Origin of the sequence: Listeria ivanovii subsp. ivanovii (genome assembly GCF_900187025.1) — a bacterium.
In the GTDB taxonomy this organism is placed as follows: Bacteria; Bacillota; Bacilli; order Lactobacillales; family Listeriaceae; genus Listeria; species Listeria ivanovii.
In genome coordinates this window covers 1,671,687-1,697,322 of sequence record NZ_LT906478.1, presented here as the reverse complement: position 1 = coordinate 1,697,322, position 25,636 = coordinate 1,671,687, and the positions used below count along the sequence as shown (strand labels likewise).

Annotated in this window: 22 protein-coding genes; 18 read left to right on the top strand and 4 right to left on the bottom strand. The window is 36.2% G+C overall.

The features are described 5' to 3' along the window. The first annotated feature begins 2 nt into the window (after positions 1-2). The 9 genes from CKV67_RS08330 to CKV67_RS08290 all read left to right on the top strand — a co-directional run bounded on the left by CKV67_RS08330 (position 3) and on the right by CKV67_RS08290 (position 8,724). Positions 3-539: a matrixin family metalloprotease gene (locus CKV67_RS08330; RefSeq protein WP_025279975.1), complete on the top strand. Its 537-nt coding sequence runs from the start codon at positions 3-5 to the stop codon at positions 537-539. A gap of 10 nt (positions 540-549) precedes the next feature. Continuing rightward, positions 550-1,170, top strand: coding sequence for a hypothetical protein (locus CKV67_RS08325; protein WP_014093009.1), 621 nt, complete (start codon positions 550-552; stop codon positions 1,168-1,170). An 863-nt stretch (positions 1,171-2,033) separates the two neighbouring features. Then, positions 2,034-2,528 (top strand): matrixin family metalloprotease, encoded by a 495-nt coding sequence (locus tag CKV67_RS08320; protein WP_025279974.1) that lies wholly within the window; start codon positions 2,034-2,036, stop codon positions 2,526-2,528. 16 nt (positions 2,529-2,544) lie between these two features. Beyond that, positions 2,545-3,165: a hypothetical protein gene (locus CKV67_RS08315; protein ID WP_014093007.1), complete on the top strand. Its 621-nt coding sequence runs from the start codon at positions 2,545-2,547 to the stop codon at positions 3,163-3,165. A 125-nt stretch (positions 3,166-3,290) separates the two neighbouring features. Then, positions 3,291-3,461, top strand: coding sequence for a hypothetical protein (locus CKV67_RS14675; protein WP_095075142.1), 171 nt, complete (start codon positions 3,291-3,293; stop codon positions 3,459-3,461). 444 nt (positions 3,462-3,905) lie between these two features. After that, entirely contained in the window at positions 3,906-5,675 is a 1,770-nt protein-coding gene (locus tag CKV67_RS08305) for an ABC transporter ATP-binding protein (RefSeq protein WP_014093006.1), read from the top strand. Continuing rightward, positions 5,659-7,464, top strand: a complete 1,806-nt coding sequence (locus CKV67_RS08300) for an ABC transporter ATP-binding protein (RefSeq protein WP_014093005.1) — start codon at positions 5,659-5,661, stop codon at positions 7,462-7,464. The genes CKV67_RS08305 and CKV67_RS08300 overlap by 17 nt, the downstream gene beginning before the upstream one ends. An 80-nt stretch (positions 7,465-7,544) precedes the next feature. Continuing rightward, positions 7,545-8,033 (top strand): CcdC family protein, encoded by a 489-nt coding sequence (locus tag CKV67_RS08295; RefSeq protein WP_014093004.1) that lies wholly within the window; start codon positions 7,545-7,547, stop codon positions 8,031-8,033. Positions 8,034-8,205: 172 nt separating this feature from the next. Next, entirely contained in the window at positions 8,206-8,724 is a 519-nt protein-coding gene (locus CKV67_RS08290) for a hypothetical protein (RefSeq protein ID WP_014093003.1), read from the top strand. A 45-nt stretch (positions 8,725-8,769) separates the two neighbouring features. Here the strand turns inward: CKV67_RS08290 and CKV67_RS08285 are convergent, their stop codons facing one another. Continuing rightward, positions 8,770-9,378 carry a lysophospholipid acyltransferase family protein gene (locus tag CKV67_RS08285; protein ID WP_003719945.1) on the bottom strand — a complete coding sequence of 203 codons (609 nt, stop codon included), beginning with the start codon at positions 9,376-9,378 and terminating at the stop codon, positions 8,770-8,772. Positions 9,379-9,493: 115 nt separating this feature from the next. On the opposite strand from CKV67_RS08285, the gene CKV67_RS08280 reads away from it, so the two are divergent. The 9 genes from CKV67_RS08280 (at position 9,494) to CKV67_RS08240 (ending at position 22,982) form a co-directional block, all read left to right on the top strand. After that, the gene (locus CKV67_RS08280) at positions 9,494-10,618 is read left to right on the top strand and encodes an exonuclease SbcCD subunit D (RefSeq protein ID WP_025279973.1); all 1,125 of its coding nucleotides are present in this window, start codon (positions 9,494-9,496) and stop codon (positions 10,616-10,618) included. Beyond that, positions 10,615-13,686, top strand: coding sequence for an SbcC/MukB-like Walker B domain-containing protein (locus CKV67_RS08275; protein WP_014093001.1), 3,072 nt, complete (start codon positions 10,615-10,617; stop codon positions 13,684-13,686). Before CKV67_RS08280 ends, CKV67_RS08275 begins: the two co-directional genes overlap by 4 nt. 85 nt (positions 13,687-13,771) lie before the next feature. Then, positions 13,772-16,990, top strand: a complete 3,219-nt coding sequence (locus tag CKV67_RS08270) for a DEAD/DEAH box helicase (RefSeq protein ID WP_025279972.1) — start codon at positions 13,772-13,774, stop codon at positions 16,988-16,990. After that, entirely contained in the window at positions 16,990-17,412 is a 423-nt protein-coding gene (locus CKV67_RS08265) for a general stress protein (protein WP_014092999.1), read from the top strand. The genes CKV67_RS08270 and CKV67_RS08265 overlap by 1 nt, the downstream gene beginning before the upstream one ends. Positions 17,413-17,424: 12 nt before the next feature. Then, positions 17,425-18,228: an STAS domain-containing protein gene (locus tag CKV67_RS08260; RefSeq protein WP_014092998.1), complete on the top strand. Its 804-nt coding sequence runs from the start codon at positions 17,425-17,427 to the stop codon at positions 18,226-18,228. Positions 18,229-18,383: 155 nt separating this feature from the next. Then, a complete protein-coding gene (gene acnA, locus CKV67_RS08255; RefSeq protein ID WP_014092997.1) occupies positions 18,384-21,086 on the top strand; it encodes an aconitate hydratase AcnA in 2,703 nt (900 codons plus the stop codon). 97 nt (positions 21,087-21,183) lie between these two features. After that, a complete protein-coding gene (locus CKV67_RS08250; RefSeq protein ID WP_014092996.1) occupies positions 21,184-21,417 on the top strand; it encodes a hypothetical protein in 234 nt (77 codons plus the stop codon). A gap of 12 nt (positions 21,418-21,429) precedes the next feature. Next, the gene (locus CKV67_RS08245) at positions 21,430-22,011 is read left to right on the top strand and encodes a DNA-3-methyladenine glycosylase I (protein ID WP_014092995.1); all 582 of its coding nucleotides are present in this window, start codon (positions 21,430-21,432) and stop codon (positions 22,009-22,011) included. Further along, complete coding sequence (locus CKV67_RS08240; protein WP_025279971.1) at positions 22,008-22,982, top strand: S66 family peptidase; 975 nt, start codon at positions 22,008-22,010, stop codon at positions 22,980-22,982. Before CKV67_RS08245 ends, CKV67_RS08240 begins: the two co-directional genes overlap by 4 nt. A gap of 37 nt (positions 22,983-23,019) precedes the next feature. On the opposite strand, the gene CKV67_RS08235 is transcribed toward CKV67_RS08240, so the two are convergent. The 3 genes from CKV67_RS08235 to CKV67_RS08225 all read right to left on the bottom strand — a co-directional run bounded on the left by CKV67_RS08235 (position 23,020) and on the right by CKV67_RS08225 (position 25,517). After that, entirely contained in the window at positions 23,020-24,090 is a 1,071-nt protein-coding gene (locus tag CKV67_RS08235) for a DUF2705 family protein (protein ID WP_014092993.1), read from the bottom strand. Further along, positions 24,087-25,007: an ABC transporter ATP-binding protein gene (locus CKV67_RS08230; protein WP_014092992.1), complete on the bottom strand. Its 921-nt coding sequence runs from the start codon at positions 25,005-25,007 to the stop codon at positions 24,087-24,089. The genes CKV67_RS08235 and CKV67_RS08230 overlap by 4 nt, the downstream gene beginning before the upstream one ends. Before the next feature lie 81 nt (positions 25,008-25,088). Beyond that, positions 25,089-25,517, bottom strand: coding sequence for a VOC family protein (locus tag CKV67_RS08225; protein ID WP_014092991.1), 429 nt, complete (start codon positions 25,515-25,517; stop codon positions 25,089-25,091). Positions 25,518-25,636: the final 119 nt, after the last annotated feature.

Below are 25,636 nucleotides of genomic sequence, written 5' to 3'. Positions count from 1 at the left end.
AGATGAAACAAAAAACAAAAATTTTAAAAATGCTCACTGCTATTGTCATGGCTTTAAGTTTTATTTTAATTACTTCAGACAATGTCTATGCAGCAGACCTGAAAAACAATTCAGCGTTTATGTTTAAACTTAGTGATCCAAAATCAAAATTTAATAACGGGGCTACGGTTAGTTCTCACAAAAAAGCTTTCGATACTGCTTTTTCAAAGATTAATGCAACCTCCTCCAAAATTAATCTAGTTAGAAGTGGTAATGGTCCAACAATTCGAACTAGATCAACTAATAGTAAAGAGTCTTGGTATGGACTCATGGAAGGTGGTGCAAAAGGGAGCCTTCTTTCTATTAATATTCGTACTACTAGCAAAGATAAATTTTCCCAAGCCAATTATAATAAAACGGCTTTACATGAAATGGGCCATGCATTGGGTCTTAAACACCAATCAAGTAGTACAAATAGTTTAATGAAACAAGGGAAATATTCATACGGAGATTACACAAGTCTTGACAAAAATAATTTAAAATACAAGTATGGAAAGTGAGGAAAGTTGTATGAAAAAGTTATTAATTCCTATCTTGCTAATTTCAGCTTTATTATTAGTTGGATGTGGACAAAAAGAAAAACCTGAATACAATGAAATATCTAAAGAAACTAAAATATCTAATGTGGGATCGGCGGAAGCTGATTATAGTATCCCTGAAAATTCGGACGAGCTAATTTCGAATAGTGAAGATGTAGTTAAAGCTAAGCTAGTGAAAAATAAAATAATTGGACAATACGACGCAGATGAAATGACTCATACTAGCACAATAAGTGAAATAGAAATATTAGAAACTTACAAGGGTACTTTCGAAAAAGGAGATAAAATTGATGTTGCAGAACCTTGGTATTTAAATGATGGCGCTTATCAATCGGTTGAAAATTATATTGCTCTTGAAGCAGGTAAAGAGTACATTATGTTTCTATCAGATGGTCACGGTGAAGATAAATTAAGTGCAATTGTAAGTATGGGTTATGGTAAATTTAACGAAAAACTGGAAGAAAAAGAAGCTACACTTACTGACTTTGATACTTTAGGCGAAGTAGAAAAATATAATTTCATTTCGGATGAGAAAGAAGAAATCGTAAATTATTCTGAAATAAAGGAAGATGTTTTAGAATCATATAACTGATATTAAAGGACACTGGGGCTAAATGGTCTCTAACATGAAAAATAAGCAAGAGTCTTGTCTATTCCATTTTGAAATGGCTTAAACAATGATTCTTGCTTTTCTGTATTCTGATTTTTATAGCGGAAATCTTGGTATCCCTGAGTCCTATTAAAATTAGTACAAATTACCTTTTGTCGAGAAGAATATTTGTTCGTATAATGTTACTAAGAGGTGACGGAAATGTATAATTTTATTGTATGATATCTTATAATATTCGATAGTGTTGGCAGATGCGTTAAAACGCAATTAGCTGATAGAAATAGTATATTTACAAAATAATCACCATATAATATAGAAGAAACTAATCATATAACATCAAATAGCATCATAAACTAGAATAGCATTGTGGGATTTCTGTGGGAGATTATAAATAAATGCATGGAGAATGCTTGTATATCAGTGTGTTTAAAACGAATATTTATTCATTGTTATTCACGCAAAATTCCTATTTATACGAAAAAAATCAATAATTATAAAACAAAAACAGCTTAAATAAGAATTTTTTGTGACAAATGGTATTCTTAATGTATATTTATTGAATAACGATTCCATTTGTGGCGTTTATTAGCTTAAAAAGTAGGATGTAACACATAAAGTGTAAGAATAAGTCTAATTAATAGCTGAAATCCATCGTTCATGACAAGAATCGAACATTTCATTACATTTTTGGTTATACATTACATTTTTATGGTAGTCTTTTAGTGCACTTTAAACTTTGACTAAGGAACCAAAAAAAGTTATTACTTCCAGATAAAACTATGGAATTTTTCTTTTTCAAAGCCTTTGCCAAAAGATCAAATAAAACAAAAAAGGAGAACGACATCATGAAAAAAATTTGTACCTTGTTATTTATCTTTATCTGCGTCTGGTCTGTCCTAATTCCAGGCAAAGAAGCACAAGCAGTTGCCAAAATTAATAGTTGGGATTTAGTAGATTCGACGAAACACTTGGATTACTCGGGGAATTCGAAATATATGTCCTTTATAAGAACGGGAGCAAACACTTGGAATGCTTACAAAAAAGGTGTGATTCGCCCAGCTTCTGCAAAAAACAAATCGGATGTATACTGCAGTGACATATCTGCTAATAACAATATCAACGCAACAACCTACAGTAATAGAAAAATCACTTTCAACAAAAAAAATATGGATAAGAAAAATAATGCAGGAAAACAAAATGTTGCTACACACGAGCTAGGGCACGGGTTACGACTTGGGCATAACGCTTCGTCAGATATAATGTACCAATATAGTACTTCTAAAACATCTTTATCCAAAAATGATAAACAATCATATGATGCTGCATATAAAAAATATTAATGAAGGGGTATAGAAAATGAAAAAGAAAACAATCGCAATCATTGCTGTTACAACGACTATCTTCATCATGACTTGTTTTCTAGCTTTCGATACATATAATAAGAAAAGTGCAACTCTAAACAAAGAAATTCCAACATACGCCATTTATTCTGACTATACATTAGATATTGATAATCCAAATGAAGTCGTTGGAGATGCTGATTATGTTTTTGTAGGTAAAGTAGCAAGTGAAACGGGCACGACTTATAAAAATAAAACCCCAATGGAACAAGAAAATGGCGAAGTAATCTATATAGGAGAAGCTTACACACACTACCAAATAGAGGTAATTACTAACTTGAAAAATGAGCTTAATTTGGCTGACAGTATTCCAATCGAAAAACAAGGTGGGATACGTGAAGATGGTTCCGCATATGATGTTTTTGAAGAGGATCAACTACCGAAAGTTGGGAACATCTATATTTTTACCGCCTACAGACAAGATAACGGGAGTCTTCTAGTAGCGGGTGCCAATTCAACTATTTCGTTTGACGAAAAAACAAAAGATATTGATTCAAGTAAAGAAGTAAGAAAAACAGAAGAAGTGGAGCTTTATGAAAAGGCGGTAGAGAATCAAGTTTGGATCATGGAAGAATAGTAGAACTTATAGGATAAAAAATGTCTTCAAGATTTTCATTATTACTTTTATATCATCTGTATAGGTAGCCATTTTTTCGTGGCTACCTAATATGGATATCAGGGACAGATAAGGAGTGATTTTAGTTGAACTGGAAAGCAGCAATCGAATTAATCTGCGTTATTTCTGTTGTATTACTATGGACTTATCTAATCATCATCATAGAAATTTTACCAAAAGGATGGGGCGTTTTCTCTTTAATCATCTTATCATTTTCCCTCTATTATTTTGGTGCTAGAAAAAATAAAACTTCATAAATGGGGGATGCCAATTGAGAGTATATTAATGGTAGCAGTTATGTTAGCCTTCTTTTTTCTATTCCTTCTGCTTGTGAAAAAAATTAAAAATAGCTTACAATCCAACCATTAATAAATGCCTCAATAAAAATAATTTTTAAACAATTAGCAATTATTTGTTGCGCTTTCAAAAAAAATCGGTTAAACTAATAACGTTGCATAATAAAACAAAGGAGGAATGGACGATGAATAATTATATGATGATTTCAAACAAGGCATTATTGCGCGATAAAATAGCATTTATTTCACCGGACCATTTCACAAGCAAGGAAGCTCTCCTTTAAGTTGGTTTTATTTATTCAGAGTGGTGACAAATAAATATATTTTTTCGGGTAATAATGGGCAGAAATGGGTCCATTATTTTTATTTGTCCAATTTTAAGGGAAAAAGGGAGGGAAAAGGGGTTTGAAGATATTTAAAGCATTAAGCTGGTTTTTTAAAGAAAATTGGAAATCTTATGCATTTGGGGTTGCAATCCTATTTACAATAGCACTCTTGCAGTTAGTTCCACCACAAATAATTGGTTATACAGTAGATGCGGTAACGAATGACTCACTGACAAAAGAGAAATTGATAAAGTGGATGCTTATTCTAGTTGTGGCAGCTGTACTTGCATATGGTGGGCGATATGTTTGGAGAATGCTCATTTTTGGTTCTGATAATAAATTACAACGAACGCTTCGTTTACGATTATTTGAACATTTTACAAAAATGTCGCCGTTTTTCTTTCAAAGATATCGAACAGGAGATTTAATGGCGCATGCAACGAATGATATTACGGCAATTCAACAAGTGGCTGGAATTGGGGTGTTGACACTTTCAGATTCGGTTTTAACTGGAGGGACAGTTATTGCGACAATGGCGATAACGATTGATTGGCGGCTAACGTTGATTGCATTATTACCAATGCCGTTTATGGTTCTTGGAAGTTCCATTCTAGGAAAAAAACTACACGACCGGTTCCACGGCGCCCAGGCTGCTTTCTCGATGTTGAATGATAAAACACAGGAAAGTATTTCTGGAATAAAAGTGACTCGGACATTCGGGCAAGAAAAAGAAGATATTCAAGATTTTGCCAAACAAACAAAAGAAGTCGTCCAAAAAAATATTTCTGTAGCAAAAGTGGATGCAATGTTTGATCCGATGATTTCAATTATTGTAGGAATATCTTTTGTGTTATCACTCGGATTTGGTGCAAAATTTGTTGTCGATGGGGAGCTTACTATCGGACAAGTGATTGCTTTTTCGAACTATTTATTCTTACTTATTTGGCCGATGCTAGCATTTGGTTTTTTATACAATATTATTCAACGTGGAAATGCATCGTATGATCGGGTGCAGCATTTACTAGAAGAAAGGGAAGATGTTTTGGACCATGCTGGCGCAGTGGATACCGTTCCAGATGGTAATTTGCAAGTAGCAATAAAGGAATTTACGTATCCAGATGAAACAGAGCCCGTTCTCGCGGATATTGCATTTGAACTAAAAGCAGGAGAAACGCTTGGTATTGTCGGGCGAACAGGCGCTGGGAAAACCTCACTATTAAAACTGTTAATGCGTGAATATGATACGTACGCAGGGGAAATAGCTTTTGCTGATACAAAGATTCAAGATTATACCGTTCGTGCACTACGAGAAGCAATAGGTTATGTACCACAAGATCAATTCCTATTTTCAACAACTGTTCGTGATAACATTCGTTTCGGCAAACCAGAAGCACCGCAAGAAGAAGTGACTCAAATAGCTCACCTTGTATCCGTTGATGAAGATATTCTTGGCTTTGAACATGGCTATGACACGATTGTCGGCGAACGTGGAGTTTCACTTTCAGGTGGACAAAAGCAAAGACTAGCAATTGCTAGGGCGCTTATTATGAATCCTGAATTACTTGTATTAGATGATGCGCTTTCAGCAGTAGATGCTAAAACCGAAGAACAAATTCTAACCAATTTAAAAGAAAATCGTTCGGATAAAACGACTATTATCAGCGCTCATCGACTTAGCTCAGTGGAACATGCGAACTTGATTATCGTGATTGATAAAGGGAAGGTCGTTGAACGTGGAACACATAAGGAGTTAATGACGCTAGATGGTTGGTATGCGGAAATGTTCCGTGAACAACAACTAGAAGAATCAATCGAGGAAGGGGGCGTGACAGATGGAAGAAGTAAATGAGCAAGATGAAATGTTAGTGATGTCGGGGAAAGAACATCGCGAAGTATTAAAACGGATGCTTAGTTATACAAAATACCATATTCCAAGTTTGATTTGGACTGGCGTACTCGTTCTTCTTGTCACGCTTGCAGATGTGTTTGCTCCGATTTTGATAAAGATATTTTTAGATGATTATTTAACACCTATGAACATTGAAATACAGGCATTGCTCATTCTTGGAGCAGGATATTTGGGTCTTACAATAGGCAAATCGGTTGTGTGGTATTTTCAACTACTTTACTTCCAAAAAATTGCTCTTGAAATCGTGCAACAAATGCGGATTGATATTTTTTCCAAATTACATTCATTAGGGATGCGTTACTTTGATAAAACGCCAGCTGGGAGTATTGTTTCTCGGGTGACTAATGACACGGAGGCAGTGAAAGACATGTTTATTAATGTTCTTTCGACAGCCATTCAAAGTTTGTTTATGCTTGTGGGTATTTATGCAGCAATGTTCGCACTAAACGTGCAACTTGCGCTGTATAGTTTGCTGCTGTTTCCTTTAATTGTCTTTATCATTTTTGTTTACCGAAAATATAGTTCTAAATTTTACCGGGCGAGACGAGAAAAATTAAGCCAATTAAACGCCAAAATCGCAGAATCTATTTCTGGGATGTCGATTGTACAACAGTTCAATCAAGAGCGTCGATTAGTAAAAGAATTTGAAAAAATTAATAAAGATTATTACGATGTAGGAATGAAGAACATCAAATTTAACGCGTTACTTCTAGGTCCTGCAATCGATTTAATCTATGCGTTAGCGGTTGTTATTATTCTTAGTTTCTTTGGTGCAGAATCACTAATTGGTCCTGTGGCAATTGGAACGATTTATGCTTTTATTAGTTATTTTGATCGTTTTCTTGAAGCGATATATAATGTGATGGAACGACTGGCGATGTATCAAGAAGCAATTACAGCAGCCTCACGCGTATTTCGTATTATGGATGAAACAGAAGAAGTTCCAGCTCAATTAAACGATCCAGAAGCGAAAATCACACGGGCGAAAATTGAATTTAAAGATGTTTCTTTTGCTTATGAAGGTGGTCGTGATGTCCTTAAAAACATTAGCTTTACTGCAGAGCCAGGTCAAACTGTTGCGCTTGTTGGCCATACTGGAAGTGGTAAGAGTTCGATTATTAACTTAATGATGCGTTTTTATGAATTTGAACGTGGCGATATTTTAATTGATGGAAAATCGATTAAGTCACACCAAATTGCCGAATTACGGAAGAAGACAGGGCTTGTTTTACAAGATAGTTTTATGTTTTATGGAGATATTAATACGAACATTCGTTTATATGACAAAACTATTTCAAACGAACAAATTGTAGACGCTGCAAAATTTGTTCAGGCGGAAGGATTTATTCAAACGTTATCAGATCAGTATAATCATAAAGTTATTGAGCGGGGTGCATCGTTTTCTAGTGGGCAAAGACAACTGATTTCTTTTGCGAGAACGGTAGTTACTAATCCGCAAATTCTTGTGTTAGACGAGGCAACTGCAAACATTGATACAGAGACCGAAAGCTTAATTCAAACAGGATTAAAACGAATGAGAGAAGGACGGACGACGATTGCGATTGCGCATCGACTTTCGACAATTAAGGATGCCGACTTAATTTTAGTTTTATCCAAAGGGCGAATTATTGAACGTGGTACACACGAAACATTAATTGCCGAACAAGGAGTTTATCATTCCATGTACAAATTGCAAAATAGCGGTATGGATTTAGACGCAGCACTGTAAGCAGAGATGTTTATTTCACATGGTAAAAGGAATATAATGAGAAGCGAAGTGTTATAGCAGATTAGTAGGGGGAATTAGTTGTGTCATTAGTTATTTCAATTATTATTACACTTGTTTTTGGAGCTGGAATTATTATGATTAGAATGAAAGCATCCAAACGACCAGCAAGTGTGAAAGGGATTATCATACCACCAATAATGATGTCGACAGGCGCGCTTATGTTTGTCATTCCTTTTTTCCGTGTATCGTGGATAGATATTTTAGAGGCTATTGCGATGGGGCTTGTATTTTCCATTATATTAATTTGGACAACGAAATTTGAAGTTCGTCATCAATACGTGTTTATTAAACGAACAAAAGCTTTTCCAGTTATTTTGATGGGATTACTCCTTATTCGAATTTTTATTAAGTACTGGATTAGTGGATCTTTAGAAGTTGGGGAATTGTCCGGAATGTTCTGGATTATGGCATTTGCGATGATTGTACCCTGGCGAATTGTGATGTATTTCCAATATAAAAATACAGAAAAAGAACTTAGTAAAGTAGAAGTTAGTGCAGACTATGAATAATAGTGAAAGCATTTTCGAAAACTGCTTGAATTATGCAGTATGAATAGCTTATAATGAATAATGTTACATCGTGAGTAATGTTACTTGCCGGATGAGTGAAGCAAATCCGAGACTGACGCGGCCAGTTAAAAAAGGGCTTCCGAGTTTGGCTTGAAAAAAGGAGGACAAAAGCATGAAAAAATGGTTATTAGTAGTTTTAACTTTAGCACTAGGTTTGTCGCTTGCGGCTTGTTCTGGTTCTAATAGTTCAGACAAAAAAGAAGATACTAAGAAATCTGAAACAACCAATGTGAAAGATGATGTTCTAAATTACTATATGTCTTTAGTAGATGTAATTGACACAAATAATGCAGATTATAATGCATATGTAGCAGCAGTTGGTGCAGATCCAAAACCTGGTGAAGCAGAACTAGCAGCACTTGCAAAACCTGCAAGTGAATCTGCATTAAAAGTTTCTGAAACACTCGCTAGTCAAAAAACACCTGATCTTGGTAAATATACAGATGATTTCAAAACAGCTGTAGAAGACTTAAGTATTGCATACAAACAAGAGTCAGATGCGCTTAAAGCTAGCGGACGCGATACAACAAAAGCAGACGAAGCAATGGCTAAAGCAGATGAAGCAATTGCTAACGTATTAAAAGAAGCAGGGCTTAACCCTTCAAGTATTACAACAGATACAGCTTCTTGATAACAAAGAAAGACAGTTTCCTTTTCGGAGGAAGCTGTCTTTTTTTTATTTCTTTTTCGTTTGATTAATTTCATTTTGTAATTGTTCAAAAGTGGCCATTAATTCTTGAGATTTAACTTCTAGTAGCTCTTTTTGGTCAAGTTCGGTATCATTGAATAAGACAGGATCACCAAAGCGAATAATAATTTTTTTACGCTTCAAGATTTCACCAAATGTTTTTGGACCATCATAGACAGCGGGAAGCATTGGTACTTTCGCTTTATGAGCAATGGTTACTGCACCACGCTTTAAATGTAGATTTGTCGTTTTTCTTGTACCACTAGGAAAAATTCCCACTACTTTACCAGATTTCAACATCCGGATAGGTGCTTTAATGGCACTTGGACCCGGATTGTCGCGATTTACTGGAAAGGCGTTTAAGTGAGTCATTAGCCAGTTAAGCATTTTTCCTTTAAATAGCTCTTGCTTAGCCATATAATGGACAGGCGTTGGCGACAAGGCGAAACCAAGGTATAAGATTTCAATCCAAGACGTATGCGTGGAAACGACGACATAAGGTGCTTCAATAATTTTGTCTTTATTTTGTACTTGAAATCGCCCACCAATAATAATTAAAATAAAATGAACGAGATTTTTTGCAAAATGATAAAACAACTTCTTCACTCCCAGTATTGCTAGTTATTTTTTTAGACTATATCTAGTATACTTAAAAATAACAACTTTTGCATTAAAAATAAATAATCTTGCGGAGAAAGAAAAGAGGATAATCATGAAATTTTTACATACAGCCGATTTACATTTAGGGAAAATTGTTTCCGGAGTATCGATGCTTACGGAACAAGAATTTATTTTAGCCGAAATAACGAAAATTGCACAGGAAGAAAAAGTGGATGCGCTAATTGTGGCGGGGGACTTATACGATCGTGCCGTGCCACCAGCTGATGCAGTCAAAGTCTTAAATGATATATTAGTAAAATGGAATGTGGAGCTAGGTATCCCGATTTTTGCGATTAGCGGGAATCACGACAGTGCAGAACGATTGTCCTTTGGTACGCAGTGGTATGAAAGTAGTAAACTTTATATGAAAGGAAAATGTAGCGCTGATTTTGAAGCGATTCCTTTTATGGATGCCGAAGTTTGGCTTGTTCCTTACCATGAACCAGCTATCATTAGAGAGGCTTTTAAAGATTATTCGATTCGAAGCTTTGAAGATGCTATGCAAGCTGTAACGAAGCAAATTCGGGCTAAATGGAATCCTAACAAAGCGCAAATATTAGTGGGACATGCTTTTGTTTCTGGTGGGATACCGAGTGACTCGGAACGACAACTGGCAATTGGAAACGTGGACCGTGTATCGACAAATTGTTTTGATGGTTTTACTTATACAGCGCTTGGCCACTTGCATCATCCACATGCGATCAATCACCCATCCATTTTTTATAGCGGTTCTCCGCTCAAGTATTCCTTTTCGGAAGTGAATGATAAGAAGAGTGTGCGGATTGTTGAAATCGAAGGCAATTCGCTAGTTCATGTGGAAGAGCGCTTGCTTACACCAAAACATGACATGCGAATAATTTCTGGAACTTTGGCGGAACTTACAGAGAATTTGGTTGAAAAACCAGATGATTTCTTTCAAGTGAATTTAATGGATGAAGGTGCGTTAATCGATCCTATGGGGAAATTACGTCAATTTTATCCGAATATTTTACATTTAGAACGAAAAAAACAACAATTAAAAGAATCACAAGCTAATTTTGAAGAAGTAATGAAAAAAGATGATCTAGAACTATTTGGTCAATTTTTTGAATATGCGAATGGGACGGAATTAACCAATGAGCAAAAACAAAAATTAACGGAAGTTTTTGAGCTTGCGAGAAAGGAAGAGGCAGAATGAGACCAATCAAACTAACAATGCAAGCTTTTGGTGCTTACGCTAAAAAAGAAGTGATCGATTTTGAGAAACTGGGAACAGAGCAAATCTTTGTCATTTCTGGAAAAACGGGTGCTGGTAAATCAACTATTTTTGATGCAATTAGTTTTGCGATATTTGGAAAAGCAAATACGTTTGATAGAGAGAGTTTCTCGATGCGTAGTCATTTTGCGACGGATAAAGAACTTACAGAAGTGACGCTCATTTTTAGACTGAAAGAGCATATTTATCAGATTAGCCGTATTCCTCAGCAAGAAATTGCCAAACAGCGCGGAAACGGGACGACAACTTCTCCTCAAAAAGCCGAATTATATGAACTGATTGGCGATGAAATGAAATTACTAGCAAGTTCAGTTCGAGATGTTAATACGAAAATGGAAGAGCTAATTCAATTAAATGTCGATCAATTTAGACAAATTTTGATGATTCCCCAAGGTGAGTTTCGTGAACTACTTGTTTCTGATAGTAAAGAAAAAGAAGTAATATTGCAACGACTTGCGCATACGCTTTATTATGAAAAAGTAGAAAATATTTTATGGGAAAAGCAAAAAGAAGCAGAAGTTTTAGTAACAGAAGCCAGGAAAAAAGTGGCCGAACTTGCGGAACTTAGCACACCGGGTGTAGAAGTTGCTGGGAAGACGACCGTCGAAATCAGTACACTCCAAACCAAGCTTATTGCCCAAGAAGAAGGTCATTTATCCGATTTAGAACGGGAATTACTTGTTATCCGAGAAGAAACTAGTAAAGCAGTTGAAAAAGTGACGTTAGCTAAAGAACAGCTACTTGATTGGCATAATTTAGACTTATATTCAGAGGAAGTAGCATCACTCGAACAAGCGATGGAGTATTATAAAACGATGGAAGAACGCGTTGAAAAAGCAAAAAGAGCGAGTAATTTACGTTCACAAGATGTCCTTTGTATTCGTTTAAAAGAACAATTACAAACAGCAGAAATGACTGAAAAACAAGTTGTCAAGGATGCTGAAAAAGTAGCAGAACAATTTGCAAACGCTAAAAAGCAAAAAGAAATGCTTGCTGAACAAGAAGCTGAATATGAAAAAAACAAGCAACATCTGTTCCAACTAGAAGAAATGGAACCGAAAATTATCGAACTGGAAACAATTACCGTGCAAAAATGTCGTGCCGAATTAGCGTGGAAAGAACAAGCAGATCTTTTACAAAAAGTCATGACGAATCAGCAAGCGTTATTGGAAGAATTACATTTAGCAGAAACACAGTTGACTGAAATAACGAAAGCTGAATTAGCTAGCCTAGAAGCCATCAACCAACGAACAACCATCGAATCACTGATGGAAAAAAATCAAGAATTGATAAATAAACGAACAAAAATGATTTCTTGGGAGAAACAAAAGCAAACAGCAGAACAAACTTTAACGCAACTTTTATCTGAAAAAGCAGCTATCGAGGCGATGATAAAACAAGAAGAAGCAAAGTTCGAAAAAGAACAAGCTGCGATTTTTGCGGAACATCTACATGACGGAGAAGCTTGTCCTGTCTGTGGTTCCCATACGCATCCAGAACTGGCGACTTGGAAAGAGGCTGCTGATGCAGAAAAATTAGAAGCAGCAAAAGCAGATTTACAAGCTAAACAATTAACAATTGCTGCTACAGAAAAATCGATTAGTCAACTCGAATGGCAATTAAACGAGTGGGCGGATGTTCAAGATTTAAGTTTAGCAGAAGTAGAAAAGCATTTGGCGGAACAACAGCAGTCAACAAAAGAGCTAACGAAACAAATCGAGGAATTACAATTAAAAGTAGCTCAAAAAGAAACCATCCAAACAAAAATGACCACATTAAAAAACAAACAAACGGAAGCCGAATCAGAAAAAAATAATTTAGGAGGGCAAGTGGAAAGCTTACATCAACAGGTGCAACTAACGACAGGGAAATTGACTTATTTAGAACAATCTATTCCAGCTAGTATACGAGATAAGGCTATTTTTGATCAACAGAAAAACACGCTTCAAGCGAATATTCAAAACTATAAAGAGAAAAAAGAGCGAGTGGATGCAGCCTATCAACAAGCAGAAAAAGAAACTACTAGATTAGAATCCACTTTAACTGTTGCTATCAAAACAACAGCTGATGCGAAAAATGCTTTACAAGTGCAACGAGAAATTTTTAAAGTGGCGATGAAGGAGAACCATTTTTCTAGTTATGAAGATTATAAATATGCTTTACTATCAGATGAGGAGTTAACAAGTCTTGAGGCCCAAATTTCTGAGTACCAGAAAAAACGGCATTTAGCAATATCTCGCCAAGCAGATTTAACTGTAAAACTAAAAGATAAACAAAAGCCAAATATCGAACAACTAGAAATTTTCATGAAAGAAAAACAACAAATATTAACAGAAATAGAAGAAAAAACAATGAGGCAACGTGAACTAGTAACAAAACGTAAAGAACTCGTAGAAAATTATCAAAAAAGTATTCAAACAGTAGAACAAGCCGAAACAAGTTATGCAGATATCGGTTTGTTATCTGATGTAGCACGAGGCAAAAATCCACGTAGACTAACCTTTGAACGGTATATATTGGCCATGTTTTTAGATACGATTATTCACCGAGCAAACCATCGATTATCGAAAATGACCAGTGGGCGATTTGAGCTACGTCGAAAAATTGAAAAAGCTAAAGGAAATGTCCAAAGTGGGCTAGAATTAGAAGTCTTTGATGAATATACAGGATTAACTCGCCATGTGAAGACACTTTCGGGAGGAGAGAGCTTTAAAACCTCACTGGCACTTGCTTTATCTCTAGCAGAAGTGGTACAAGAAATGGCTGGAGGAATTTCACTTGAGACAATGTTTATTGATGAAGGTTTTGGAACACTCGACCCAGAATCGCTTGAAGTAGCAGTGGAATGTCTACTCGAAACTCAGGAAAATGGCCGTCTAGTTGGGATAATCTCACATGTTCCTGAGCTAAAAGAGCGAATTTCTGCAAGGCTTGAAGTAACCGCAACAAACCATGGTAGTACCACAAAATTTATTACGGCTAATAGCTAAAAGACCGCCTGCATTGCCGACACCCGTCTTTTCCTATATAATAGTAATTTAGAGTAATGGACGGTTTTTGGGAGGAAGAAAGTTAATGGAGCACTTTACCGCAATTCAAAATAAAATGATTCCATATAGTGTTAAGCAGGCCGGAAAAAAACTGATGGAAGACGGAGAAATTATTCAGTTTTTCGAAAAGGATGCAACAGGTCATTTCCTAACATATTTTATTGATCAAAATGTAGTGGAAGATGCTGGAAATGAAAATTATGCATGTAGTTGTGCAGATTTTCAGCTGAATGCGATTTGCAAGCATATTTATGCGACACATTTAAAAATGGAAAAACAAAAACAAAAAGCAGCTAAACAAGATTTTAAAAATCGAATTCTTACGCAAGAATCCAATACACTTCTATCCCTTTTTCAACAAAATATGGCGCAACAACTCGATGTAGAAGAAGATAACACGAATAAAATACCGCTTCTGACGCAATATATTATTCGTCTGAAGCCAGATGATTCTAGCTATATCATGACGATCGAAGTGAAGGTTGGGACAGAACGAACGTATGTCGTGAAAAATATGAATATATTTCTTGCTGCAGTTCGTGACCGGCAGTGGCTCGTATTTACGAAAAATTTTGCTTATGACCCAAACGAACATTATTTTACAGAAGCGGATAAAAAAATTCTAGAAAAGCTTCTTCAAATCAGTGAAATTGCGAAAATGTATGATACGGATACTTTTTATTGGAATAAATCTTATGCAGAAGAAAAGAACTTAACGATTCCGCCAAGTATGGCAAGTGACTTATTAGAACTCTTGTCTGAACGTGATACGATGTGTATTATTATGAAAGATCGAGTGGAAGATATTAAATATCGGGGTCTAGCTGTTCGTCATGAGCAATTAGATTTCATCTTCGAACTTAGAAAAAGTTCTGATGATAAGTACCAATTGGAAATGGAAGATTTACAGCAAGCAATCTTTTTGGAAGCATATCAACTCCTATTTTTTGATGGTACTTTTTTTATTCCAACACATGAAGTATGGGAATCTTTAAAACCACTGATGGAGTTTCATAAAGTAACGAAAAATGAAGTCGTGCAATTTTCTGAGTCGCAATTAAGTGAAGTCGTTTCTTATGTTTTACCAGCTTTACAAAAGAGCGGAAAACTAAAATTAGACGATTCGATTGAAGGACGTATTACGCAACAACCACTTGACTGCAAACTCTTTATCGCGTTAGAGTACGGCGAACATACTTTGCGACTAGAGTATCATTACGGCAATCAACAATTCGACCCATTTGTTACAACAGAGGAAGAAAATGAAAAAATCATGATTCGAGATGTTGAAAAAGAAGCACGAGTGATGAATATTTTAGAAAGCGCACCTGTTCATTTTTCTGGAACAAAAATGGTAGTGAACAAGCAAGAAAAGGAGCTCTACCAGTTTTATTACCGGACGATTCCTAAGCTTGCAGAGTTTGCGGAAATATATATGGAAGATGGACTGGAAGAAATGGTGGAAGATAATGTTCGTCCTGTAACAACATTAGATGTTACTGGCGACAATGATTATCTTTCCGTGACCTTTGATTTTAAAGGTATACCTGAAGAAGAAGTCCAAAATGTCCTAGAATCTTTACGCGAAAAACGAAGCTATCATCGTTTGAAAAATGGTCGTTTCTTATCACTAGAATCAGAAAACTATAAACAAATGGAAGACGTTCTTCAGATGCTCGAAGTTCGTAAAAAAGATGTCCAAAGTAATATGCAAGTTCCACTTTATCGAGGGATGCAAATTTATGACATTCTAGGAGCAGGAACACAAGATGAACATCATAAATTCAGCCGATCATTTCGCGAATTATTAACGGATATAACTACACAATCTGAGGATAGTTTTGATTTACCAAGCGGATTAAAAACGGAATTACGTGATTATCAACTGACAGGATTTGAATGGATGAAATCACTTGCTAAATACAATCTTGGCGGGATTTTAGCCGATGATATGGGACTGGGGAAAACAGTTCAAACCATTAGTTTCCTAGCATCGGAATTAGAAGATAATCCGAACTTAAAACCAGTATTAATCGTTACACCAGCTTCTCTACTATACAACTGGCAAAGCGAACTTGAAAAATTTGCGCCAATGATCCCTGTTTCCGTTTTACATGGAACAAAAGAGTCGCGCATGGTTGAAATGAAGGAAATGAAGCGTGGCCATGTCTATTTAATTTCGTATCCATCGCTTCGTCAAGATATTTTGAATCTCTCGGATGTTGCTTTTTCAAGTGTTATTATTGATGAATCACAAGCCATCAAAAACTATCACACGAAAGCGTCGCAAGCCGTTCGAGCTTTGAAACGGAATCATGTTTTTGCATTAAGTGGGACACCGCTTGAAAATAGCATTGATGAACTTTGGGCAATTTTTCAAACATTAATGCCTGGGTTTTTCCCATCGCTACGAAAATTTAAAGAAATTCCGTATGAAAATATTGCAAAAATGATTCGACCATTTTTACTGCGACGTCTTAAACAAGATGTAGTAAAAGAGTTACCTGATAAAATTGAGACGAATCTTTATTCTGAATTGACCGATGAACAAAAAACGATTTACTTGGCTTATTTAGAAAAAATTCAAGCTGATTTGGAAGAAAGTAGTGGCAATGCTTCTGAAGAACGGATTAAATTGCTAGCAGGATTAACCCGTTTACGCCAAATTTGCTGTGATCCAAGTCTTTTTGTCGAAAATTATCAAGGTGAATCTGGTAAACTACTACAGTTATTTGATACAATACAGACAGCAAGAGAAAACGGTAAACGAATCTTGATTTTTTCTCAGTTCACAGGAATGCTCGCGATTATTCGCCGCAAACTAGAAGAAGATGGTCAAACATTCTTCTATATGGACGGGAAAACACCAGCGAAAACGAGGTTGGATATGGTTAACTCCTTTAATGGAGGGGAGAATGATATTTTCTTGATTTCTTTAAAAGCTGGAGGAACAGGATTGAATCTAGTTGGTGCTGACACAGTGATTTTATATGATTTATGGTGGAATCCAGCTGTAGAAGAACAAGCAACTGGACGGGCTCACCGAATTGGGCAAAAACGTGTTGTCCAAGTTTTCCGGATGATTACAAAAGGTACCATTGAAGAACGAATTTTTGATTTACAAAAGAAAAAACAAGCCCTGGTGGATGAACTTATCCAACCAGGTGAACAAATGCTAGGAAAACTTAGCACAGAAGAAATTAAACAAATTTTACAATTGGATAATGGAAGGGATGAAAAATAATGAAGAAATGGGAAGTATTCGCAGTTCAAAATGTCGGCGCAGCAGAGGAAATCATCGAAAAGTTAGTAAGTGAGGGCTACGAGAAAGAGGATATCTCCGTTTTAGCTAAATCGAAACATAATAAAAATTTAGAAACATTAGCTGAAAAAGAGAACATCGAAATCGAACGTCCAGTAAACGAAGAAGCATTCGGCATTATTTCTGGAATACTACAATCACTTAGTGGCGCAATCGTTATTCCGCAAGCATATAATCCGAAGTATGGTGCTTTATATGCAGCAGGTCCTTTTGCCAAATGGTTCTCTAAAACAGATGATAAATCTGTCAAAAAATTATTAGAGGATTTTGATTTAACCGAAGAACAAATCGATAAAATGATTGAAAATTTAAATGCAGATAATATTTTGATTTTTGCAAGATAAGAAGGAGAAATTATGCAAATTAGTCAAATATTAATTAGACACCGTGAAGAGTTAATGGAAGCTTTTTATGAAGAGTATTATACGAAAACCGATGAATATAAGTTAAGGCTTAATGCTGGCGAAGAAGAGGAATCAATTCGTTCATTAAGTATGAACTCATGTGCCATGATTATAGATTCAATAACTGGTGCGAAAGAGCGTGATTTTAATACAATTGGCAGAAGACGTTTCAATGATAAAACTGATATTAAAAAAATCCACCAGCATATGAGTGAAGTCGATAAGTTAATTCTTGCAAAACTGGTTTTTTGGAAAGAGCAGGATGAAAGCTTATATACAGATACAGATATTATTCAATTTATGATGGAAATAAAAGACATATTAACTTCGATTCAACAACGAGTGTTAGAGGGATTCATGCAAGAAAACCGTAAAAAAGTAGCAGAACAGCGCAAAGAAATCATTCAATTATCAACGCGAATTATCCCAATTACTGCTACTGTTGGAGTACTACCAATTGTTGGCACATTAGATGATGATCGTGGTTATTTTATGAAAGAAAAAGCGATAGAGTCTGCTGATAAATTAAATATCGACACGATTGTGATTGATTTTTCTAGCGCGATTTTAAAAGACGATTTAGCTACGAAACATATGGAAGATATGATTCAATCCTTTAAATTAATTGGTTTGATACCAATTCTTTCTGGCATGCAGCCGAGTTTTGCTCAACGGACTATTCAAGTAGGTTCGAATATCTCCAAATTGGATTCATTTGGCTCCTTAGAACAAGCACTTAAGCATTTAGGAATATAAAATAAAGATGAATGACATTAAGTTGTCATTCGTTTTTTTGTTATAAGAAAAAGTTATCGAAATATAACAGATTCTCTTTGTTTACTTATCGCTAGTTTTTCAGTACAATAGGTAAGAGAGACCAATCGTTTCAAGAACTGAAGGAGGAAACGTGGATGACTAATTGGAAAGAAAAAGCAAAAGCATCATTCAAGCTAAATGGCAAAACGTATCATTATTACAAACTTAAAACCTTAGAAGAGGACAAGCTTACAAACATTGAGAAATTACCATACTCTGTTCGTGTTTTACTAGAATCGGTTCTACGACAAGCAGATGGTAGAGTGATTAAGGATACTCATATTGAAGACCTTGCACATTGGTCCAAAGATGGTAACGACGGGGAAGTTCCGTTTAAACCAGCTCGAGTGATTTTGCAAGATTTCACCGGAGTTCCAGCGGTCGTTGATCTAGCCTCATTACGAAAAGCGATGGCGGATCTCGGTGGCGATCCTGAGAAGATTAATCCAGAAATCCCCGTTGATTTAGTAGTCGATCATTCAGTACAAGTCGACAGCTATGCCAATCCAGAAGCTTTAAAAATTAATATGGATCTTGAGTTCAAACGAAATATGGAACGTTATCAATTTTTAAATTGGGCGCAAAAAGCATTTGATAACTACCGAGCAGTCCCACCAGCGACTGGTATCGTCCATCAAGTTAACTTGGAATATTTAGCCAATGTTGTGATTGCGAATGAAGTAGCGGACGGCGAATTTATTGCTTTCCCTGATTCTCTCGTTGGAACTGACAGCCATACAACAATGATTAATGGTATCGGTGTGCTAGGTTGGGGTGTCGGTGGTATCGAAGCAGAAGCAGGGATGCTCGGACAACCGTCTTATTTCCCAATCCCTGAAGTTATTGGTGTCAAATTAACCGGTGCATTACCAAATGGAGCAACAGCAACTGATTTCGCGTTAAAAGTAACACAGGTCTTACGCGAACAAAAAGTAGTTGGTAAATTTGTAGAATTTTACGGTCCGGGTGTTGCAACATTACCACTTGCTGACCGAGCAACTGTAGCGAACATGGCACCTGAATACGGAGCAACATGCGGATTTTTCCCAGTAGATAAAGAAGCATTAAATTATTTAAAATTAACTGGTCGTGATGCAGAACAAATCGAATTAGTGGAAGCTTATTTAGAAGCCAATGATTTATTCTTTACACCAGAAAAAGTCGAACCAAATTATACACAAACAGTCGAAATGGATCTTTCAACGATTGAACCAAACCTAGCTGGACCAAAACGGCCACAAGATTTGATTCCGCTTTCGAAAATGAAAGATACGTTCCGTGAATCACTTACTGCCAAAGCCGGAAACCAAGGATTTGGACTAGACAAATCAAGTATAGACAAAGAAGTTACCGTAACTTTTGGTAACGGTGATAAGTCAACAATGAAGACTGGTTCTGTTGCGATTGCGGCGATTACAAGTTGCACGAATACTTCTAATCCGTACGTAATGTTAAGTGCCGGTTTAGTTGCTAAAAAGGCCGTCGAAAAAGGCTTAGAAGTACCAAAATTTGTAAAAACATCTCTAGCTCCAGGTTCTAAAGTAGTTACTGGTTATTTAGAAAAAGCTGGCTTACTCCCTTATCTTGAAAAACTTGGTTTTGATTTAGTTGGCTATGGTTGTACAACATGTATTGGTAATTCCGGACCATTAAAAGACGAAATTGAAGAAGCAATTCAAGAAAATGATTTACTTGTTTCTGCTGTTTTAAGTGGAAATCGTAACTTTGAAGGAAGAATTCATGCACTTGTAAAAGCAAACTTCCTTGCTTCACCACCGCTTGTTGTTGCTTATGCGCTTGCTGGAACAACAAACGTTGATATGCTAACTGAACCAATCGGACGTGGAAATAATGGCGAGAAAGTGTTCTTAGATGATATTTGGCCTAGCTCAGAAGAAGTAAAAGCACTTGTTCAAGAAACGGTTACGCCAGAACTTTTCCGTGAACAATATGCCCATGTATTTGACGAAAATGCTGCTTGGAATGCAATTGAAACAACGGAAGATGCCCTTTATAAATGGGATGAAAATTCTACGTATATTGCGAATCCGCCATTCTTTGATAATTTAGCAAAAGAAGCAGGCAGAGTGGAAGTTTTATCCGGGCTACGAGTTATCGGTAAGTTTGGTGATTCTGTTACAACAGACCATATTTCCCCAGCTGGAGCAATTGGCAAAGATACGCCAGCAGGGAAATTTCTCCAAGCGCAAGGTGTCGCTATTCGTGATTTCAATTCTTACGGTTCACGCCGTGGTCATCATGACGTAATGATGCGTGGAACATTCGCGAATATTCGTATCAAAAATCAAATCGCTCCTGGAACAGAAGGTGGTTACACAACTTACTGGCCATCTGGAGAAGTCATGTCGATTTATGATGCATCTCGTAAATACATCGAAAATAATACCGGCTTAGCTATTCTTGCTGGGGATGATTATGGAATGGGTTCCTCGCGTGATTGGGCTGCTAAAGGAACGAGCTTACTTGGTATAAAAACAGTTATCGCGAAAAGTTATGAGCGGATTCATCGTTCGAACTTAGTGATGATGGGTGTTTTACCACTTCAATTCCAACCAGGTGAGGATGCAGAAACACTTGGATTAACTGGTTCAGAAAGTCTTCAAGTAGAAATAGGTGAAGATGTAGCGCCTAAAGATATTATTCAAGTAACAGCTACTCGAGAAGATGGTAGCCAGTTTGCTTTTAAAGCACTGGCAAGGTTTGACTCAGAAGTAGAAATTGACTATTATCGTCATGGTGGAATTTTACCAATGGTATTACGTGGAAAATTAAAATAAAGGTTAAAGAGGCGAAAAGTAAATTCGCCTCTTTTTTAATGACACTTGCAAAAAGAGAACATATGTTTTATGATGGAGTAGTGAGGGGCGTGAGGGAATGCGATATCAGAAAATTAGTTTCATTAGCACAGGAATAATTGCAGCGATTCTAGGTTATCTGATCTTTGCGAGCAACTACAAGCCAGATGTACCTAATTGGCTACTTTTTCTGTTTTTAGCATTAAGTATTGCCGTTGCTTTTAGTCAATGGAAAGAGCAGCGACTAATTTGGAGTTGTATAGGCCTTTTTATTGCTATTTCCATTAGTATTTATTACATTTTATCGATATAGGAGGAAGTTAATTTGTCTGAAGAATTACGTTGCCCATGGTCGATTAATGATCCATTTGAACTGGAATACCACGACAAAGAGTGGTGTGTCCCAAGTACAGATGATACTTATTTATTTGAAATGCTCAACCTAGAAGGAGCCCAAGCTGGTCTTTCTTGGAAATTAATTTTACATAAAAGAAAAGCCTATCAAGAAGCTTTTTTGGGTTTTGATATTGATCAATGCGCCAAGTTAACGGATGAACAACTAACTCGTATTGTGACGGATGCAGCTATCGTTAAAAATCGCTTAAAAGTAAAGGCTGTTCGCACCAATGCACTTGCTACCCAAAAAGTACAAGCAGAATTTGGTTCATTTGCCAATTATATTTGGGGTTTTACAGATAACGAGCGAATTATGAATAAATGGCAAAATCTGGAATCAGTCCCAGCAAGTAACGCCTTATCAGAAACAATCAGTAAAGATTTAAAAAAACGTGGCTTTAAATTTGTTGGTCCGGTTATTATTTATTCATATCTACAAGCGATTGGTATTGTTGAGGATCATCTAATTACCTGTCCATTCCATTCGATTAATAGGGAGGAAGCTAAATGATTGCACCAAAATTAAAACAAGGTGATGAAATCCGTATCGTTGCACCAAGTCAGTCAATGCATATTTTAACTAAAGAACAAGTAGATTTAGCTGTTAAACGTTTAAATGAAATGGGTTTTAAAGTGAGTTTTGGAGAACATGTACTAGAAACGGATTGTATGATGAGTTCTAGTATCCATTCACGTGTTACAGATATTCACGAAGCCTTTAATGATACAAATGTAAAAGCGATTTTGACCGTTATTGGTGGGTTTAATAGTAATCAATTATTACCTTATTTGGATTATGATTTAATTGCAGAAAATCCGAAAATCCTTTGTGGTTTGTCTGACATCACAGCGCTTGCAACGGCAATTTACACTCAAACGGAGCTAGTTACTTATTCAGGTCCGCATTTTTCCACTTTTTCAATGGAGCGAGGAGTGGAATTTATCCAAGAATCTTTTCAGGCCTGCCTGACACAAAAAGAGGAGTATGTATTAAAAGAAAGTCCAGTATGGAGTGATGATCCGTGGTATCTTGACCAACAAAATAGAAACTTTATTCCAAATTCAGGCTTATCAGTGGTACATCCAGGTGAGGCAGAGGGGATTTTAATTGGTGGCAACCTATGTACGCTTAATTTATTGCAAGGAACGGAATTTATGCCTAATTTAAAAGACACCATTCTATTTTTAGAAGATGATGAGCTAATAACAGCAACGCTTTTTGACCGCGATTTAGAGTCACTTCTAAGTCAACCAGGTGCAAATGAGATAAAAGGATTGGTTATTGGGCGTTTTCAAAACCAATCAGCTGTCACCGAAGAGGAATTAAACTTTATTATTAAAACGAAAACAGCTTTACAAGAAATCCCGGTTATCACGGGCGCTGATTTTGGGCATACCCAGCCAATTGCAACGTTTCCAATTGGTGGGAAAGTTCATATTGATACGAACAACGAAGCTAAAATTCGTATTATGACCCATTAAAAAAGTGGTTGTCCGCAAATGGACAACCACTTTCATTTTAACTTAATGCGACATCTCGTTTTTTAAATAGGAAGAAAGTGAAGAATAGGATAATCGCAGTATAAACACCGAGCCCGGCAATTATTTGCCAGTCTGCTAAGTTACCGGCAATTTTATTACCACCAACTGTGTCATTAAGACTAAGTAGGTTGAAGATAATCCATTTCATCCATTCATATTTTTCGATGGCAAGTGGTAGTAGTTGGCGAATAATACTGCCAGAGAATAAAATCCCGACGCCAACCCCGACTGCCAGAGCCTGCGAACGAACAACAGAAGAGAAGAAGAACGCGATAGTTGCGTATACAATCATCAATATGAAATTCGTTCCTAACATAGTCCAAGCATGTTCCCAAGCTGTTAGCGATCCTGTATCAGGGGAGAACGGCATGAAAATCGATTGTCTTGGTAATATAAATGAAAAAATAAAACTTGCTAAGAACAGTGTAATCGAACTAATAACGCTGTAGATAATACAAACAATATATTTAGAGAATAATATCTGACTTCGCGAATAAGGGCGTGTTAGCAATAATTTAATCGTTCCGGCAGAAAACTCTGTAGCAACAATCATACTTGCCACAATAACGACTAGCATGGTTGCAATAGCTGCTGAACTACCTAGCGTACCAAAGAAGTTTGCACTGGAAATTCCAGATAAATTACTTGTTACAGGTTGTTCATCTGCATCGGCATAAGTTTGATAATAATCAATTTGTGTTTGAAGATTTTCTTTTTCTGCTTTTGAACTAGCTGCTTTTTCTTGTGCTTTTAAGTATGCCACAGAATCTGTTAGCGAAAGTGTTTCTGCTTTATAAGTTGGATTTCCATCGGCATCAACGGAGTTCCAGTAAGCTTCTTCGCTTACTGGGTTACCTTTAGTATCGTAATAAGCAGTGATACCAAAGTTATTCATACTAGCGCTATCTACACCAGTAGTATCCACACGGCTGACGAAAAACATGAGAATTGCTAAAGCTAAAATTACTAGGAATAATACGATTTGCATAATCCAGCTTGATTTACGTGCAAATAATTTAATGAATTCATTTTTTACTAATGCTATCATGCTTTTTCCCCTCCGTTTTTAGTTAATGCTAGGAACCGTTCTTCAAGAGAGGCTTGGAGCGGAACCATTTCTAATAAATCAATATCTGCTTGAATCAAGGCACGAGCAATTAAATGGATATCATCCTGCGCGACTTCGATTTTGAATAAATTAGCTTTTTCAGCAACGATTTTGACTGGTAATTTATGCAAGACTGCTTTTGTTGCTTCTGGATTTGTTACTTTAAGATTATAGACAGCGACATTATTTTCAAGTAAGTCACTCATTTTCTCAATGTGCGTTAACACACCTTTGTTGATAATGGCGAAACGATCTGTGATTTGTTGAATTTCGCTAAGTAAGTGGCTAGAAATTAAAACAGAAGTACCCTTGTTTGCTAAATCACGTATCAGACTTCTAAATTCTGCCATTCCTTGAGGATCAAGTCCGTTAGTCGGTTCATCTAGGATAAGTAGGGAGGGACTATGAATTAAAGCTTGTGCAACACCTAAACGTTGTCGCATACCAAGTGAGTAGGTTTTTACTTTTTGATCAATTGCACCTGTAAGTTTAACCAACTCCACGATTTCACGAATATGTTCATCTGTAATTGGTTTTTGACTCATCCGTGCGAATTGTTTTAAATTATTCCATCCAGACATGTACATGTAAAACTCTGGATTTTCAATAATGGCACCAATTTCAGCAATAGCTTCTTTAAAATCGGTATCCACATTTTTACCATTAATAAAAACGGTACCTTCTGTGCGACGAATTAAGCCAACAATAGATCGGATAATGGTTGTTTTCCCGGCACCATTTGGGCCAAGTAATCCAAACACTTCTCCTTTATGAATATCAAAGCTGATATCTTGGACGATTGCTTTTTGTCCAATTTTCTTTGTGACATGTTCTAGTTGTAAAACTGTCTCACTCATAAGCTCACTCCTTTAATTTATCTGTTATTAATTATACTTATTAATAGTACTAAATACATTCGTCTAAAGAATGGGAAAAAGTCAGACTTTAGTAGTAGTCTGCTTTTCAAAGTTTAGGTGCCAGTCAATGCTGTAATGATCAATGACGTTACAATACTTAGCACTCCAAAAAGCTTCTTGAATAGGTGTTTCAATAGTCCCGGTTTTCGAAAGTAGTGCAAAAGCATGGACAAAACTTTCCTCGGTTTCAAAGTTTACTACAATGGAAAGTCGGTTGCCAGCATCTGTTTCACCATCTAACGTATCCGAAAAATAAAATAAGTCTTTTGCATCTTTGGTAATTCTTGCATGCAAAATGCGTTCTCCTAAAGCTTTATCACCAGAGAAGCCTTCTATTTCATGAAAATAGCGTATCTTTGTAATTTCAGCTTGAAAGACTTTTTTATAGAAATCAAGTGCATCACCTGCTTCTCCATTAAATGTAAGATAGGGAAGTACTGATTCAATCATTAAAAACCAACTCCATTCAAATTTTATTATACTAATTTCTAATGCAAAAGCGCAAGCCCTGGGATGGACTTGCGCTTTCTTCTAACTTTATATATTAATAGTGGACAAGTTAGCTAGTT